This is a genomic window from Exiguobacterium abrahamii, from assembly GCF_015645365.1.
GTDB classification, from domain to species: Bacteria; Bacillota; Bacilli; order Exiguobacteriales; family Exiguobacteriaceae; genus Exiguobacterium_A; species Exiguobacterium_A abrahamii.
Map to the genome: position 1 here is coordinate 163,495 of NZ_JADOYC010000004.1, position 15,129 is coordinate 178,623.

14 protein-coding genes are annotated in these 15,129 nt (G+C 45.6%); 3 read left to right on the top strand and 11 right to left on the bottom strand.

Annotated features, from left to right (window positions below):
- Nucleotides 1–16: 16 nt before the first annotated feature.
- The 4 genes from abc-f to pflB all read right to left on the bottom strand — a co-directional run bounded on the left by abc-f (nucleotide 17) and on the right by pflB (nucleotide 4,995).
- On the bottom strand, nucleotides 17–1,717 hold the full coding sequence (gene abc-f, locus ITJ88_RS12870; protein WP_195865919.1) for a ribosomal protection-like ABC-F family protein: 1,701 nt from the start codon (nucleotides 1,715–1,717) through the stop codon (nucleotides 17–19).
- A 20-nt stretch (nucleotides 1,718–1,737) separates the two neighbouring features.
- The gene (locus ITJ88_RS12875) at nucleotides 1,738–1,905 is read right to left on the bottom strand and encodes a hypothetical protein (RefSeq protein ID WP_195865920.1); all 168 of its coding nucleotides are present in this window, start codon (nucleotides 1,903–1,905) and stop codon (nucleotides 1,738–1,740) included.
- Nucleotides 1,906–1,991: 86 nt separating this feature from the next.
- Complete coding sequence (gene pflA / locus ITJ88_RS12880) at nucleotides 1,992–2,711, bottom strand: pyruvate formate-lyase-activating protein (protein ID WP_023467263.1); 720 nt, start codon at nucleotides 2,709–2,711, stop codon at nucleotides 1,992–1,994.
- A 34-nt stretch (nucleotides 2,712–2,745) separates the two neighbouring features.
- Nucleotides 2,746–4,995 carry a formate C-acetyltransferase gene (pflB, locus tag ITJ88_RS12885; RefSeq protein WP_195865921.1) on the bottom strand — a complete coding sequence of 750 codons (2,250 nt, stop codon included), beginning with the start codon at nucleotides 4,993–4,995 and terminating at the stop codon, nucleotides 2,746–2,748.
- A gap of 338 nt (nucleotides 4,996–5,333) precedes the next feature.
- Here pflB and ITJ88_RS12890 point away from each other — a divergent pair, with 338 nt between their 5' ends.
- Genes ITJ88_RS12890 through ITJ88_RS12900 form a run of 3 tightly spaced genes read left to right on the top strand, consistent with a single transcriptional unit; the run spans nucleotide 5,334 to nucleotide 7,604 of the window.
- Complete coding sequence (locus tag ITJ88_RS12890; RefSeq protein WP_058704982.1) at nucleotides 5,334–5,762, top strand: hypothetical protein; 429 nt, start codon at nucleotides 5,334–5,336, stop codon at nucleotides 5,760–5,762.
- A 28-nt stretch (nucleotides 5,763–5,790) separates the two neighbouring features.
- The gene (locus ITJ88_RS12895) at nucleotides 5,791–6,963 is read left to right on the top strand and encodes a DEAD/DEAH box helicase (RefSeq protein ID WP_023467266.1); all 1,173 of its coding nucleotides are present in this window, start codon (nucleotides 5,791–5,793) and stop codon (nucleotides 6,961–6,963) included.
- Complete coding sequence (locus ITJ88_RS12900) at nucleotides 6,960–7,604, top strand: hypothetical protein (RefSeq protein WP_195865922.1); 645 nt, start codon at nucleotides 6,960–6,962, stop codon at nucleotides 7,602–7,604. Before ITJ88_RS12895 ends, ITJ88_RS12900 begins: the two co-directional genes overlap by 4 nt.
- Before the next feature lie 56 nt (nucleotides 7,605–7,660).
- On the opposite strand, the gene ITJ88_RS12905 is transcribed toward ITJ88_RS12900, so the two are convergent.
- The 7 genes from ITJ88_RS12905 to ITJ88_RS12935 form a co-directional block, all read right to left on the bottom strand.
- Complete coding sequence (locus ITJ88_RS12905; RefSeq protein ID WP_195865923.1) at nucleotides 7,661–9,448, bottom strand: GGDEF domain-containing protein; 1,788 nt, start codon at nucleotides 9,446–9,448, stop codon at nucleotides 7,661–7,663.
- A gap of 10 nt (nucleotides 9,449–9,458) precedes the next feature.
- On the bottom strand, nucleotides 9,459–11,300 hold the full coding sequence (locus ITJ88_RS16470) for a diguanylate cyclase domain-containing protein (RefSeq protein ID WP_195865924.1): 1,842 nt from the start codon (nucleotides 11,298–11,300) through the stop codon (nucleotides 9,459–9,461).
- 171 nt (nucleotides 11,301–11,471) lie between these two features.
- Nucleotides 11,472–13,373, bottom strand: a complete 1,902-nt coding sequence (locus ITJ88_RS12915; RefSeq protein ID WP_195865925.1) for an ABC-F family ATP-binding cassette domain-containing protein — start codon at nucleotides 13,371–13,373, stop codon at nucleotides 11,472–11,474.
- Between the two features lies 1 nt (nucleotide 13,374).
- Nucleotides 13,375–14,073 (bottom strand): lysophospholipid acyltransferase family protein, encoded by a 699-nt coding sequence (locus tag ITJ88_RS12920; protein WP_195865926.1) that lies wholly within the window; start codon nucleotides 14,071–14,073, stop codon nucleotides 13,375–13,377.
- A gap of 77 nt (nucleotides 14,074–14,150) precedes the next feature.
- Nucleotides 14,151–14,408, bottom strand: coding sequence for a hypothetical protein (locus tag ITJ88_RS12925; RefSeq protein WP_023467272.1), 258 nt, complete (start codon nucleotides 14,406–14,408; stop codon nucleotides 14,151–14,153).
- Nucleotides 14,409–14,446: 38 nt separating this feature from the next.
- Entirely contained in the window at nucleotides 14,447–14,752 is a 306-nt protein-coding gene (locus ITJ88_RS12930) for a hypothetical protein (RefSeq protein ID WP_195865927.1), read from the bottom strand.
- A gap of 125 nt (nucleotides 14,753–14,877) precedes the next feature.
- Nucleotides 14,878–15,045, bottom strand: coding sequence for a hypothetical protein (locus tag ITJ88_RS12935; RefSeq protein WP_023467274.1), 168 nt, complete (start codon nucleotides 15,043–15,045; stop codon nucleotides 14,878–14,880).
- Nucleotides 15,046–15,129: the final 84 nt, after the last annotated feature.

A 15,129-nucleotide genomic window follows, 5' to 3' on the forward strand; every position in this document is an offset into this window, starting at 1 on the left:
AGATGCTTTTTTCTCGTTATTCTTTTGAAAGGAATTCATTTGTTTCTGTATTGAACGGCACGTTACCCGTCAACGCATCAAGACGATGTAAGTCGGATTGAATCGCTTCAGTGTCACTTCGGCGCGCGTTTCGTACCGTGGCCGTTCCGACCGGATGATCGTTGAATCCAGTCGTTAAATCAAACGTCCGATTCGACAGCCGATCGGTAAAATAACGATCGTGAGAGACGAAGAGGAGCTCACCAGGGAAAACATCGAGGGCGGCTTCGATTTGTTCACGAGTCGCAAGGTCCAAATAGTTCGTTGGTTCATCGAGAATAAGCAAGTGAGCACCAGAAAAATACAGACGTAAGAAAGCGATCCGACATTTCTCACCCATACTGGCGTCGGAAATCGACCGGTAAACATCATCGCGACGGAATAAAAAACAGGCGAGCAACGTCCGGGCGTCCGTTTCACTCATCGTGCCGTACTCAAGTAATGCCTCTAACAACGTACCGGATGTCGGTAAGTGGGAAAGGGCTTGTGAAAAATAGCCGGTCTTCAATCGAGGATGACGGATTACGTTCCCTTGATGAGGAGCATATTCGCCCTCGATGAGACGCAGTAAGGTCGTTTTCCCGCTTCCATTCGGTCCGATGACAGCAATTCGGTCACCACGTTCTACCGTAAACGAAACATCCTTTAGGATCGATTTCGTCTCATGCATGAAAGAGACACGTTCAAACGAAATCAGTCGTTTCGCACGAATCGCCTCATGTTCGAATGTGACGTGAACAGTCGGTGCAACCTGTGGTTTTTGTACACGATCCTCGAGTAGACGCTCGAGTTGCTGCTCTTTTGCCTTGACCTTCGTCGCATGTTTAGCAGCCTTCTTTTTCGCATACGGATCCCGTTCACTCGCTTGATTCGAGGCTTTTTGATGCCATTGCCGGTATCCTTGAATCATGCGTGTCAGCTCTTTACGGGTGCGTTCTTGTTTTTCGTACGCTCGTTGTTGCGACAGAGCTTGATGTTCCTTTTGTTCTTTATAGGACTGATAGTTTCCGCTGTATCGCGTTGCCCCTGATTCGGATAATTCAATGACGGCATCAGCCGTTGCGTCAATGAAAAATCGTTCGTGTGAGACATAGAGAATCGAGGTCCGTGACATGTTGACCCATTCCGTGAGCCACTCGAGCGTCTCTTGATCCAGATGATTCGTCGGTTCATCGAGAATGATGAAATCAGGTCGTGATAGAAGCAGACAGGCAAGTTGGAGGCGCGTCTGTTCACCACCGCTTAAACTGGATGCTTTGTGTGTCCAGAGTGCTTCCTCTAATTTGACTTCTTTTAAGACGCGTGCTGCATCTGCTTCCAGCGAGAAGGCGTCTTGATCGAGTGCTTGTTGATAGATCGTCAAGTCACCATTCATGGCATTAGCGCGAAGTTGATAACGAACTAGATCTGCTCGTTCAACGACATCAAGAACGGTGTGATCGCCCGCTACGAAGTGTTGTGATAGTAGACCGAGTTTTTTGTAATGACGCTTGATCGAACCGTCAGTCGGCTGAAGTTGGTCAGCGATCAAGTGTAACAGTGTCGTTTTTCCGATGCCGTTCGGACCGATCAAGGCGACATGTTCACCGGTATGAATATGAAAAGAAACGTCCGAGAAAAGACGTCGTTCGTCGTAGTCCATCGATAGGTGTTGGATCGTAAGTGTTTCAGTAGGCATAAAAGCAGCTCCTTTAGTGTTCATTTCCGATAAGATGAAATGAAAAACACACCATCCGAAGCGAGCGGATGGTGTGCCGGAGTGTAACCCAAAGAAGGTGATGGCCAGAGATTGGTCACACCGAAAAAGAGCAGACTCGTAGCGTCAGACATCCGCAACTGCATTGCGAAAGAGATGATTTCATTCATCAAGCGACGTGTACGAGTGATTGCTTCATTTCAGTGTTGTACCTCCTGTTCATAGTCTATGACGTTATTGTAACAAAATGGAAACGTTAACACAAGTACGATTCAAGTAGTGTTTGCGCAGTATCCGTTTCTTCTGATGAAGGGGGAAGTACATCAGTTAACGGATATGCAAGACCGAGGTTTTCCCACTTATAGACACCGAGTTGATGATACGGGAGTACTTCGACGCGCTCGACGTTTCCGAGCGTCCGGATGAACTCGCCGGTCTGACGGAGGAAATGTTCCGACATCGTAATACCTGGAACGAGGACATGGCGAATCCAGACGGGAATGTTTCGCTCGGCTAGTCGTTTTGCGAAGGCGAGTGTATTGGCGTTACTCCGTCCAGTCAAGACGCGGCAAGCGGCATCGTCGATATGTTTGATATCGAGCAGTACCAGATCCGTCGCATCGAGAATGGCGTCGATGTTTTTCGGGACGACGGATCCCGCGGTATCGATGACCGTATGCAGTCCATGGCGTTTTGCTTCTGTTAAAGCAGCCTCTAAGAACTCTGGCTGAGCGAGCGGTTCACCTCCAGAGAAGGTGATTCCGCCACCCGTTGCCTCGAAAAAGGAGCGATAGCTGATCGCTTCTTTTACGACTTCGTCAGCTGAGACACGCCGTCCGCAACCGAACTCCCATGTATCCACGTTATGACAGTATTGACACCGTAGTGGACATCCTTGCGTAAAGACGATGAATCGAATGCCAGGACCATCGACTGTTCCACATGATTCAACGGAATGGATCATACCATAGGTCATCCTGCTCACTTCCTTTCACATACTACACATCATTTTAGAGAGAACCGTGGAACGTTCGATTGATGACATCGATCTGTTGTTCACGCGTCAGTTTAATGAAGTTGACGGCATAACCGGATACCCGAATCGTTAACTGTGGATATTGTTCTGGATGCTCCATGGCATCGAGTAACGTCTCACGGTCAAAGACATTGACATTCAAATGGTGTCCTTTTGAAGTCGTACCACCCATATATCCGTCAAGTAATCCGACTGTATTGCGAATGCGTGTGGCTTCATCCTTACCAAGTGCTTTTGGCACGATCGAGAACGTGTAGGAGATCCCGTCGAGCGCATGTTCATATGGTAATTTTCCGACAGATGTCAAGGCGGCGACAGCACCACGGGTATCACGTCCATGCATCGGGTTAGCACCCGGTGCGAATGGTTCACCCGCACGGCGTCCATCTGGCGTATTTCCTGTTTTTTTACCATAGACGACGTTTGAAGTAATCGTCAGGACAGACTGTGTCGGAAGGGCATTGCGATACGTTGGATGTTTACGGATTTTCTCCATGAACAGTGTGACGAGATCGACCGCCATCTGATCCACCCGTTCATCGTTATTCCCGAACTTCGGAAACTCGCCTTCGATCTTGAAATCGACTGCAATCCCATCCGCATCTCGGATTGGACGAACTGTCGCATAACGGATGGCGGATAGACTGTCAGCGACGACTGATAAACCAGCGATACCGCATGCCATCGTCCGTAAGATTTCTGGATCATGTAATGCCATTTCAATCCGTTCGTAACTGTATTTATCATGCATGTAGTGAATGACATTCAGTGTGTTGACGTACAGTTCTGCGAGCCAATCGAGTTGACGATCATAAGCCGCCATTACAGTTTCGTAATCGAGTACTTCATCGAGCATCAATGGACTTGCTGGGGCGACTTGGATTTTGAGCTTCTCGTCCATTCCGCCATTGATCGTATAGAGTAATGCTTTTGCCAGGTTTGCTCGCGCACCGAAGAACTGCATCTGTTTCCCGATCTTCATCGCGGAGACACAACAAGCGATGCCGTAATCATCTCCATAAACCGGTAACATCAAATCATCGTTTTCATATTGAATCGAGCTTGAAACGATCGACATCTTCGCACAGAATTCCTTGAATCCGCGTGGAAGCTGAGTAGACCAGAGAACGGTTAGATTCGGTTCCGGTGCCGGACCAAGTGTCGAGAGAGTGTGTAAGAAGCGGAATGAACTTTTCGTGACGTTTGATCGTCCATCTTCACTCATTCCACCGATTGATTCCGTTACCCACGTCGGATCACCTGAGAACAGATCGTTGTAGTCTGGTGTCCGTAAGAACTTAACGATCCGAAGCTTCATGACGAAATGATCGACGAGTTCTTGTGCAGTCTCTTCCGTCAAGCGACCAGCCGCAAGATCACGTTCGACATAAATATCAAGGAACGTCGAGACTCGACCGAGTGACATGGCTGCCCCGTTTTGCTCTTTGATGGCAGCAAGATAGGCAAGATAGACCCACTGGAATGCTTCTTGTGCTGTTTCTGCAGGGCGGGAGAGATCGAAACCATAGCGAGCTCCAAGCTCGGTCAATTCCGTTAATGCGCGCAACTGTTCATTCATCTCTTCACGTTCGCGAATCATCGATTCAGATAAGAACCCGCCACGTGCCTTTAAATCCTTTTTACGTTCTTCGATCAAGCGTGCCGTTCCGTACAAAGCAACACGACGATAGTCACCGATGATCCGTCCGCGACCATAAGCATCAGGTAATCCGGTGATAATACCGGCTTTACGTGCAGCGCGCATCTCAGGGGTATAGGCATCGAAAACCCCTTGGTTATGTGTCTTCCGGTACTCGCTGAAAGTTTTCGTGACGGTCTCGTCTGCTTCAAAGCCATACGCAGCTAGGGCATCATTCACCATCCGAATCCCACCATTCGGATGAATCGAACGTTTAAACGGTTCGTCTGTCTGTAAACCGACGATTTTTTCGAGTGAGCGATTCAGATACCCTGCATCATGCGAGAGGATCGTTGATGGTGTTTTAGCATCGACGGCATACACACCACCACGTTGTCGCTCTTCATTCGTCAGCTGTAGAATTTGTTGCCAGAGACGTTCCGTTGCTTGCGTCGGACCGACTAAAAAGTGATCATCTCCTGTATATTCCGTGCGATTGAGTCGGATGAAGTCTGCGACATCGATCGTCTTTACCCATTCACCAGACGTAAAGTTCGTCCAAGCACTCGTTTTTTCTAATAACATGGATACCACTCCTTTAATATTGAGCTAATCATCAGTTCCTTATGTGAATAGTGTAACAAAAGGAAGGGTTGATTCCCTTTACGTTCATGTGAATGTTTTAACAAGTGGACAAACGTTGGTATGACGGGCTTTCTTTATTTCTGTATTCATATGAAAATAGTTTAAAAAAACAGATTTAGATTGCTAATTCAAGGTTTTTTGGAAACTGTATGAGTTGATTTGAAAAAGATTCACTAGAACAGTTGAAACTGTGAGGAATGTCACGCTACGGTGCCTTGTATTTTTAAGACGTATCGTTGACAATGAAAAAGGGAATATAGAACGTGGAGGTGTGCCAAATGGAGTATGTATCATTAACACAACAAGGAGAGTATCAGTCAGGAGACTGGGTCTCGCTGAAAATCGGATCGGATGGTTCAACGCGAACGGGAATGATCACGGAATTCGAAAATGATGGATTCTGGATTCGGTTTGAAGATGATTTTGATTATGAAGACTTTATCGGCTATGATGAATCGTATTGGATTGCGCTTGTTCGTCGTCCGGTTGACGTAAAAGCGACGTATGCGAGTCTTGCGGAGTACCCGGCACTCGCTGCAGAATTACAGGATCGTGTCATCCAAGGATTCGAAATTTTAGAAGAAGAAGCCGGTGAAGGCGAGATTCGCTTCCACATTCGATTGCTCGACGCAGGAAATGAATATACACAGACATTACGGGGATACCGTGATGCATCAGGAGATCATGTCGAATACGTAACGGCATGATGGAATTAAGAGAGTAGGAGAAATCGTTATGAACTTTACAAAACCGTTTTTACAGGAAGCATGGGAACGCGCACGCTTTACGGAGTTGATGCCTGTTCAAGAACAAGCGATTCCGTTGTTGCGCGAAGGAAAAGATGTACTGGCTGAAGCGCCGACAGGAACAGGGAAGACGCTTGCTTATGTCATTCCAGCTTTAGAAAAGATTGAAGTAGAAGAACCACACGTGCAAGTCGTGATCACGGCACCAACACGGGAACTCGTCATGCAAATTCATCAAGTCATTCAATTGTTTGCTCAAGGAAGTGGTATCAAATCCGGTGCATTCATTGGTGGTGTTGAATTAAAACGACAATATGAACGATTGAAGAAAAAACCACAAATCATCGTCGGAACGCCAGGGCGTCTCGTTGAGTTGATCGATTCGAAGAAGCTAAAGATGCATAAGGTGAAATTGATCGTCTTGGACGAAGCGGATCAAATCTATGAGAGTGGTATGAGTGACTCGGCGACGCGAATCGCAAACAGTGCACTACGCGATCGCCAGTTAGCATTCGTCTCCGCGACATTACCGGAACGGACAGCAGAATGGGGACGGACGCTTGCAAACAACCCTGAGACGATTCGAGTTGAGCGTGCCGTCAGTACACAAGTGACATTCGGTTATTTGGAGACTTCACGTCGTCAGAAGCCGGAATTGTTACGTCGTCTGGCGAACATGCAAGGATCAAAAGTACTGACATTCATTAATAACCGTTCCTTCCTCGGACCATTGAATGGCGAGTTGAGTAAATTCTCATTGAAATACCGGATTTTAGACGCTGAAAAGGGTAAACGAGAGCGGATGGAGACATTGCGTTCTTATAAAAAGGGAGAGTTTCCTTTACTCGTCACGACAGGTCTTGCGGCACGTGGGTTAGATATCGAAGCAGTCACGCATGTCGTCCATTATGATTTGCCGGAGTCGCTTGACGATTTCGTACACCGTTCAGGTCGGACGGGACGTGGAAACGCGAACGGAATGGTACTTGCTCTTGTTACGGATCAAGACTTAAAACACTTAAAAACACTTGCGAAGCAAATGGGCGTCGAGATGGAAGCGATGGAAATTTACCGTGGGGAAGTCATTCCAAAACGTGAATTCACAGCACCTCAGACGATTAAACGACCGGCTACTCCTCACCGGAAAGGGCGATCGAAATGAAGAACGATCGAAAAGTAATTCCGTTTCCGACGACGGTTTCTGAAGCGGAAATGAATGCAGCCTTGAAGAAGATGTATCAAGAAGCAGCGACAGCGCGTAGTACGGATTGGGTCGCTTTCATTGAAGAGATTGCGACGGAGGGACGTTGGTATTTAAAAGATGCTGAATTGTTCCGGGACTTATTCGTAGATTGGGCAATCTTCTATGAGACGGATGATCAAGGAAAAACGCCGCACGGTCGTTTTCTTGAGCAGGTCAAAGAAGAGTTATCGCCTAGCCTCTACCGCGCCTTGCGTGGATTAGCGGACCCGATGCCTTCGTTGTTTCAAGTCGAGGCGGATGGTGTCGTTGATTTAATGTCAAAACAGACGTATCAAACGGATTTGTCTGAGATTGAAGTCGAATCAGGTGATTTGTTAATTGGAAAACTGCTCTACATTTCTGGGAAATGGCGCTTTGCGATTGCCTATATGAAAGTAGCACGCGCACTGGTACCAGAAGTCCTCGCTTTGTTGACGGACTTCGTGGATGAAGTAGGAGAAGACGCGTTGCTTCGTCAGTATCCAGAATTTTGTGCGGAATTGATCGACTTACTCCTCGATATCGAAGAAGGCAATATTGCACCGAGACCAGAAGAATAATCGAAAAAAACCTAGAATACATGACCCGATTATGGTCAACGTATTCTAGGTTTTTTTCATGAATCTGCTCGATATAGGGCGACATCGTTTTTATCCCGATGTTTCACGCGATACATGGCAAGGTCAGCTTGCTTTAAGCATGTTTCAAGATCAGCCTTATGACACGCGGTCACACCGATGCTTGCAGAAACGAATAAGGATTGTCCTTTATAAACGTAAGGACGTCTTAAAAAGTGTAAGAAGGATTTACATTTGCGACGTAAGGACAGTTCATCATCGGCGTGTAAGAGGATCGCGAACTCATCTCCACCAAGTCGATACACCTGTTCTAAAGAATTCGTATGCTCGCTCAATCGTTTCGCGACTTCGATCAAGACGTAATCACCTGCTTCATGACCATACGTATCATTGACTTGCTTAAAACCGTCTAAATCGACTACCGCAAGATAATTCATATCGAGGAGATGGTTTGAAAAATCTCGCTCCAACGAACGACGGTTTCCGATACTTGTCAAGGCGTCATGGTAGGCGTGGTATTCGATCCTTTTTTGCCGGAGCTTTCGTTCAGTGACGTCATGTAAAATCGTGAAACGTCCCATCGAGGTGGCAGCAATCTGAATCGGAATATCAATGATCTCATACTTTCTGTGTTGTTCATCTTCATACTCATCGATATCTGTCTCAAGTGTTTCTAATAAGTGACGCATCGTACGAGGTATATGTTCAATCGTCATGTCGGGTAAATGAAACAGACGTTGGGCAGCTAAATTTGCGTATAGTGCCGTTCCAGATTGATCGAGTCGAATCATCGGGTCAGGATGACCGAGAAAGAGTGGGATGACTTGCTGTTCACTATCTTTGATTTGTTGTTTGCGATGTTCGATGCGTGAAGCGAGTTGTTCATTCCGTTCGTGTAATTGTGCAACGATCAACCTATGCTGACGAGCAATCAAGATTTGTCGAATGATTAGTAAAACTAAAATGATGAAGATATCGAGCTTCCCGCCTTCTTGTTCCACCATATAGTGAATGAATAAAGGAACGGCCAGTAGAGGGAGCCAAGAACGGGGAATGACCTTCGTTCGAGTGGTTCCTTCTTCAATATGATCAATATGCCATAAAATAGCTGCACTTTGCGCCAAACGGATCAAGATCGGGAAAAACAATAGATAATTTGCTGAGAAGTCCGGGAAATAAACACTTGAGACTTCGTAGATACCGCGAATGAAAATGGATAAGAACAATAAGAATAATGCCATCCTTGATACCCAATGAGTTTCTTGAATGAACGTGAAATAGAAGAAGACGAATAAACCGAGTGATGTATTCGTAATGACGATGATGGCATAAGGAACAGTTTGCAGTCCCGGATTCGTCAATTCATTGAGGACATGAAACGCAACAAGTGCTATGAACACGACGATGATCGCGGCATCGACGAAAGCGAGCACGTGTTGTCCGAGTGTCCGTTTTGTGATGATTCGGTAAAAAATCGCGTATAAGAATACGTAATGGGATATTGAAAATAAAATCAGGCTATAAATAGACGGAACTGGAAAATCTGGATTGAAGAAACGTAACGTCTCAAGAACGGAACCGATACAGGATAAAGCCAGTGACCCTAAAGCAAGCAACCAGAACTTTCGTCTGGGTACGACCAATGCTTGTTCCTTACGATAAGCAATAAGAATAAAGTAAGCGATCAATCCAAGAGAGACATACTGTAGTACTTGTTCGACGATCCGATTAGAGATGGAAGGAGTCCATGTAGCAAGGATCATTAGAGCAAAAGAGATGACGAGCATGGCAGGAAACCAACGGATGAAATAGTTCGATTTAAGCATGGACTCCCTCCTAACGTTTAATTTGAGTAGCGAACAAAAAATTGTTTTTTTCGGTCTTCTTAATATGGTACATGGCTTCATCTGCTCGAATCAATAATTGTTCTGAACTTTTACCATCTTCAGGATATAGGGAAATTCCAATGGATGGTGTGACTTGAAGCGTATGTGTCTGAATATAGAACGGATGATTTAAAACTTCGAGAACGTGTTCGGCAAACTGGCGTGTTTCCGAAGCAGACGCCTGAATGAAGATCAAGAACTCATCTCCGCCAAGACGTGCAACGAGATCAGTTGACGTCGTCATCGATTGAAGGCGGCTCGCCGTCTCTTGTAACACGAGGTCACCAACATCATGCCCGTAAGTGTCATTGATGTGTTTGAAACCGTCTAAATCAATGAATAGTAAGGAGCCGTATTCTAACGTTGGCAGAGTCAGATAAAGTTGTTCCTCGAAGTAACGCCGGTTTGGCAAATGCGTAAGCGAATCATGGTACCCCATACGTTCTAGCCATACTTCCTGTTGATAATCTTCCGTGATATCCGCCAAGATGACGAAATAGCGTTGTTGATCTGGGATATCGATGATTGTCGTATTCAAAAAGATTTCCGGATGTTCCTCCGTGGCCGGTACATGTAGCAAGTGAGAGGGATAAATCAGCTGCGCTTGTTGAAGCAATGGAATGAGCCGATCGAGTTGTAGCCGTTGGCTCGGTCCGAGCGGTAAATCGCTCCATCCAGCTTCGACAGCAGCTGGATTGACAGATCGAATCTGATACGTAGCATCGATTTCAAGAACAATTTCTGGATAAGATAGAAAAAGCGATGTTAGTTCCTTTTCCCGTAACTGTAAGAGTGCTGTCTTTTGATGGACAATGTCTTCTAGATTCGTTTGTAGTGCTGTTGTTTCCTGTAATAACCGCAGATTTTCCTGATATGAAAAAAGCTGTCGTGTTAAAAATAATAAAAACGTAATGCCGACGGAAAGTGAGAAGAAGGTTTGGGAGACAGGGAAGAATGTAATATAGAGAATCAGTACAGATAATAAGATGTACGACATTAAGGAACGCGTAAGTGTTTCGACCCGAATAAGAGTTGCTTGTTGTTCATGACTAATGGGAAGAGCACGAGTATTCATGAAGGCAAGGATGAAGAGTCCGCTGAGTGGGTATAGCGGAAGCAATAAACCAGCTATTCGCGGTTCACCGTTTAATAACAACGTATAAAAAATAAAGTTCGTCATACCGAGCACGAACGTTCCGAGTACTAGGAAGAGGAACCCCAATCTCGATACGTTTCGCTTTAGTCCAGAAGCATAAAGTAAGAAAAAGAACAGCGTCAACAGAATCGTTAAGAAGGCATAGAAGGTCCAACTGATTTGCTCGAGCACCGTTCGCGTATAAGAGGGGACAAAGCGGAAAATAGCGATGTATCCAGCAATCATCGATACAGTGAATAATGTTAAAGAATCAAGAATCAATAATTTTTGTTTTTGAAACAAAGTCAAATCCAACTGCCGAAATAAGAAGATGACCATCATCGTTAAATGAACCGTATAAGGTAGATCCAGTAAAACGTTCAGGTTAACAGCGTCCCATTGAAAAAGACGACCGATCATATTGAAGAAATCGCCTAGGAAATATGAAAGAAAGGCGACTGATAACCATTTATATGGAATGGAAGGTTGTTTGAAAGTCTTCGATTGACTAAGTAGGAAAATGACGAAAGAACCGATCAGACTAATGATCGCTGAAAGTTGTAACGAGCGATCTTGTGGCAATAGCCAGAGCAGAGTGTACGTGACAACTAAGTAGAATGCGACGGTAGAGTAGATGTTTTGAACGATCCGTTTCACCGGAACTCCTCCTTTCGCAAGCCTTCCCTGAAAATGAAATATGCTATAACATTACCCGATATTTAGTTTGAATTCACATTTATTTTCAGATTTAAAATGAAAATAAGAGGCGATTCCCATTTCATGAAAAAAGCGGGGTTCTTCTTGAATGAAGAACTCCGCTTATCGAAATTATTGATTGGATTGACGATAGTTTTCAAATGCCTCGATTTTTTCAGAAAGGTACGTCCAATATTCCATTCGCTCGTCAAGCGTTGTTTTGGTCTTTTCAATGGCTTGATACAGTTCATTGACTTTACCGAGATCGCTTCCTGCCGAGGCGAGTTCGGCTTCTAATTGCTCCAGTTCAGCCTCACTTTCTTCGATTTGTTGTTCAATGATTGCCCAATCTTGTTGTTCCTGATAACTTAGTTTCTTTGGCGTCTCTATCTTTGGTACTGTGGTAACCTCAACCGTCTTTTCAACAACGATTGAGGGAGCGGGTGCTGCCATTTGCTCAAGATAGTCTGTATATTGTCCGTAATAGAAAACGACATTCCCATCTTCAAATGCAATCAAGCGATCGACGACCCGGTCGAGGAAGTAGCGATCGTGGCTGACCGTGATGACAGTGCCAGGGAATGATTCTAAATAATCTTCGAGGACGGATAACGTCTCGGTATCCAAGTCGTTCGTCGGCTCATCGAGGAAGAGGACGTTCGGTTCTTCCATTAAAATCGTCAACAATTTCAAGCGTCGTTTTTCGCCGCCGGACAGCTTACCGATTTGTTTATATTGGGCTTCCGGTTTAAAGAGAAACTGTTCGAGCATCTGACTTGCCGTGATCTCCTCACCAGCGAGTGTCGTGATGACTTTTGCGATCCGTTCGACCTCATCGATGACACGACGTTCGGGATGCGTGAATTCGGCAAATTGCCCATAAAAGCCGATCTTCACCGTTTCGCCGTGAATGATTTCACCGGCTGTTGGTTCTAAGCGTTTCGCAAGGATTGAAAGAAGTGTTGATTTTCCGCTTCCGTTTCGTCCGACGATGCCATACCGTTCTTTCCGTCCAATCAGAGCGTTAAACGATTCAAAAAGGGTCCGTTCACCAAATCGATGCGAGACATCATGCGCTTCGATGACTTTTTTACCAAGACGGGTCGAACCGACTTGTACTTCGAGTGTTGATTCTTCTTCTTCGTATGAGAGGTCTTGTAAAGCATCCACGCGCTGGATCCGCGCTTTTTGTTTCGTCGTCCGCGCCTTTGCTCCGCGACGCAACCAGGCGAGTTCCCGACGGAGGATGTTTTGACGTTTTTCTTCCATAGAAGCCGTCCGTTCACGACGTTCGGCACGTTTCTCAAGAAACGATTCGTAGTTTCCGACATAGAAATAAGCCGTGCCGTTCGCGATTTCCATCATATGATTCGTCACACGATTCAAGAAATAACGATCGTGGGTGATCAGTAGAATCGCACCACGGTATTCCTTGATTTGAGTCTCAAGCCAGCTGATCGTCTCAGCATCGAGTTCGTTCGTCGGCTCATCGAGCAGGAGAAGATCGGCTTCATCAAGTAATGCTTCAGCGAGTCCGACGCGCTTGCGTTGTCCTCCGGAAAGCGAGCCGATCAACGCGTTCAAGTCGAGGATACCGAGTTTGTTTAAAATCATCTTTAAGCGCGATTCCGTGTCCCAAGCTTGCGCAGCATCGACTTCTGTCTGAGCTGTGATGAAGCGATTGAGTAACGTTTCACTCGTCGGATCTTGTTCGAGTGCTAGACGCGCCGTTTCATAGTGACGTAACGCGTTAATTGTTGGTGTATCACCAGACAATAGTACTTCCATGACCGTTTGGTCTTCCGGATAATCGGTCGTTTGTGATAGCAAGCGGATTCGATAATCATTCGGGTGATGCATCGTACCAGCGTCTGCCGTCTCTTTACCTGCCAAGATATGCAGGAGAGTCGACTTACCGGTACCATTGACGCCGATGATGCCAATCCGGTCGCCAGGTGAGACGGAGAATGTCACATCTTCGAAGACGATTTTATCGGCGAATTCTTTTTTGAGATTTTCTGCTTTCATTAACATATTAGACACCTTCTACAATCTGTTTGATTTGCTGTTCGACTGTTTGGACGAGTTCTTTCTGTGTCATCGTACTCGGATCAATCGACGGTAAGATCGTGACGTCGACCGTGGCAGGACGAATCTTACCCGTCTCCTCCATGACACGATAACTCCCCGAAATTGCGACAGGTACGACACGAGCGCCACTTGAGGTCGCGAGTGTGAAGCTACCCGCTTTGAATTCCGCCATTGGACCGCCTTTGGAGCGTGTTCCTTCCGGGAAGATGATCATCGATTGTCCATCCTTGATCGTCTCGACACCAGAACGGATTGCTTTCAGTGATTGGCGTCGATCTTTTCGATCGATCATGACACATCCCATCAGATTCATCCAAACATTGACGATCGGGATTTTATTCACTTCGATTTTTGAGATGAATGCTTTCGGTTTATCGATTGTTCCAAGTAGAATCGGAACATCGAAGTTCCCTTGGTGATTCGAGATGAAAACGACGGGTTCGTTTGCCGGGATATGCTCACGACCCGTCACGTTGACACGAACACCAGCGAGTCGGAGAAGAGAGTTTGCCCAGACGCTTGCTACACGCTGGACGAATGCATAACGCGCGAGGTGCGTTCGACGTTTTGCGCTAGGTAAAAACGGTAAGGTACAGGGTAAGACAAGTCCAAAATAAATGAACCATATGACAGTACGTATCATGGTGAAGTGACAGCTCCTTTTTCATTACTGATGTTATTGTACAAAAAAAGACCGGGCGTCGCACCCGGTCTGCGTGATTATTCCCAGTAACGAGGTTCAGATTCCTCTTCGCTTTCTCCTAGTTCAAAGGTAAGGCGACGTGTCGTTGGATCGACGGAGAACGTAGCGTTCGTATTGTCGATCTGTTTGATTTCCATCGTTTCCTCATCCAAAATGAGAGTCAAGCGGACCTTATCTTCGTGATCTACGAGCAGTACGCCATCTTCCTTCAACCATAAATCGATGACAGGGGAGTAGCGAAGTGTCCAACCGTTTGATAAAGGGATTTCGTTCATAATGAATCTGTTCCTCCTAGATGATGAAATCGTGTTCTTTACTTATCATGCTGTTCTGTCGCGGAGAATGCAAGTGGTGTGCTGGAATCTTGTTGAGGATAGGAGACTTGATAAGAAAGTTCACGTTTTTTCATCCGTTCGTACTGTTTTTTGACACGGCGATGTTGAATGTATTCAATGTAAGTCAGATAGGACGTACGTATCAGCTGGCGAATTGATGATAGTGACAGACAAATCGCTAGCGTAAAGACGAACACACCGATCGAACTCGTATAATAACCGGTAACAAAACTTAAGTATGTAGTGATGAGACCCGCAATCGTCGTGAATAAGTAGAAGAGCACGTCCGTTTCCTCCTCGAAATTAAAATAATGGTATGTTCATTACAATTCGAGATAAGTCGTGATTTTCCTTTATCGTCCTGTAAATGTCCGGAAAAAATAAAAAATCCACACGGAAGGTGTAGATTTTAAGGGCGGTCGATTTGCTGAAGCGCTGGTGTCTTCGGTGTCATATCCGTACTGTTTGATCCTTCTGCGAAGACGATTCCAATCGTAGCAAGGAACGCAAAAAATGCAAAAACCAATGTTTTCGTGAAGCGTCGTGCGAACGAACGCGATTGAATATTATGAAACATTTTTATCCCCCATATTTACCTAAACTAAACCTTCTTTTTCCTGTTATTTAATCATATATCTTTTTTTCAAAAAAATCACGCAAA

Bases quoted from the DNA above. Each gene is read 5' to 3' on its own strand.
- ITJ88_RS12875 (WP_195865920.1), bottom strand. From the start codon at position 1,905: ATGAATGAAATCATCTCTTTCGCAATGCAGTTGCGGATGTCTGACGCT.
- abc-f (WP_195865919.1), bottom strand. From the start codon at position 1,717: ATGCCTACTGAAACACTTACGATCCAACACCTATCGATGGACTACGAC.
- ITJ88_RS12890 (WP_058704982.1), top strand. From the start codon at position 5,334: ATGGAGTATGTATCATTAACACAACAAGGAGAGTATCAGTCAGGAGAC.
- ITJ88_RS12935 (WP_023467274.1), bottom strand. From the start codon at position 15,045: ATGTTTCATAATATTCAATCGCGTTCGTTCGCACGACGCTTCACGAAA.
- pflB (WP_195865921.1), bottom strand. From the start codon at position 4,995: ATGTTATTAGAAAAAACGAGTGCTTGGACGAACTTTACGTCTGGTGAA.
- pflA (WP_023467263.1), bottom strand. From the start codon at position 2,711: ATGACCTATGGTATGATCCATTCCGTTGAATCATGTGGAACAGTCGAT.
- ITJ88_RS12900 (WP_195865922.1), top strand. From the start codon at position 6,960: ATGAAGAACGATCGAAAAGTAATTCCGTTTCCGACGACGGTTTCTGAA.
- ITJ88_RS12905 (WP_195865923.1), bottom strand. From the start codon at position 9,448: ATGCTTAAATCGAACTATTTCATCCGTTGGTTTCCTGCCATGCTCGTC.
- ITJ88_RS12925 (WP_023467272.1), bottom strand. From the start codon at position 14,408: ATGAACGAAATCCCTTTATCAAACGGTTGGACACTTCGCTACTCCCCT.
- ITJ88_RS12915 (WP_195865925.1), bottom strand. From the start codon at position 13,373: ATGTTAATGAAAGCAGAAAATCTCAAAAAAGAATTCGCCGATAAAATC.
- ITJ88_RS12920 (WP_195865926.1), bottom strand. From the start codon at position 14,073: ATGATACGTACTGTCATATGGTTCATTTATTTTGGACTTGTCTTACCC.
- ITJ88_RS12895 (WP_023467266.1), top strand. From the start codon at position 5,791: ATGAACTTTACAAAACCGTTTTTACAGGAAGCATGGGAACGCGCACGC.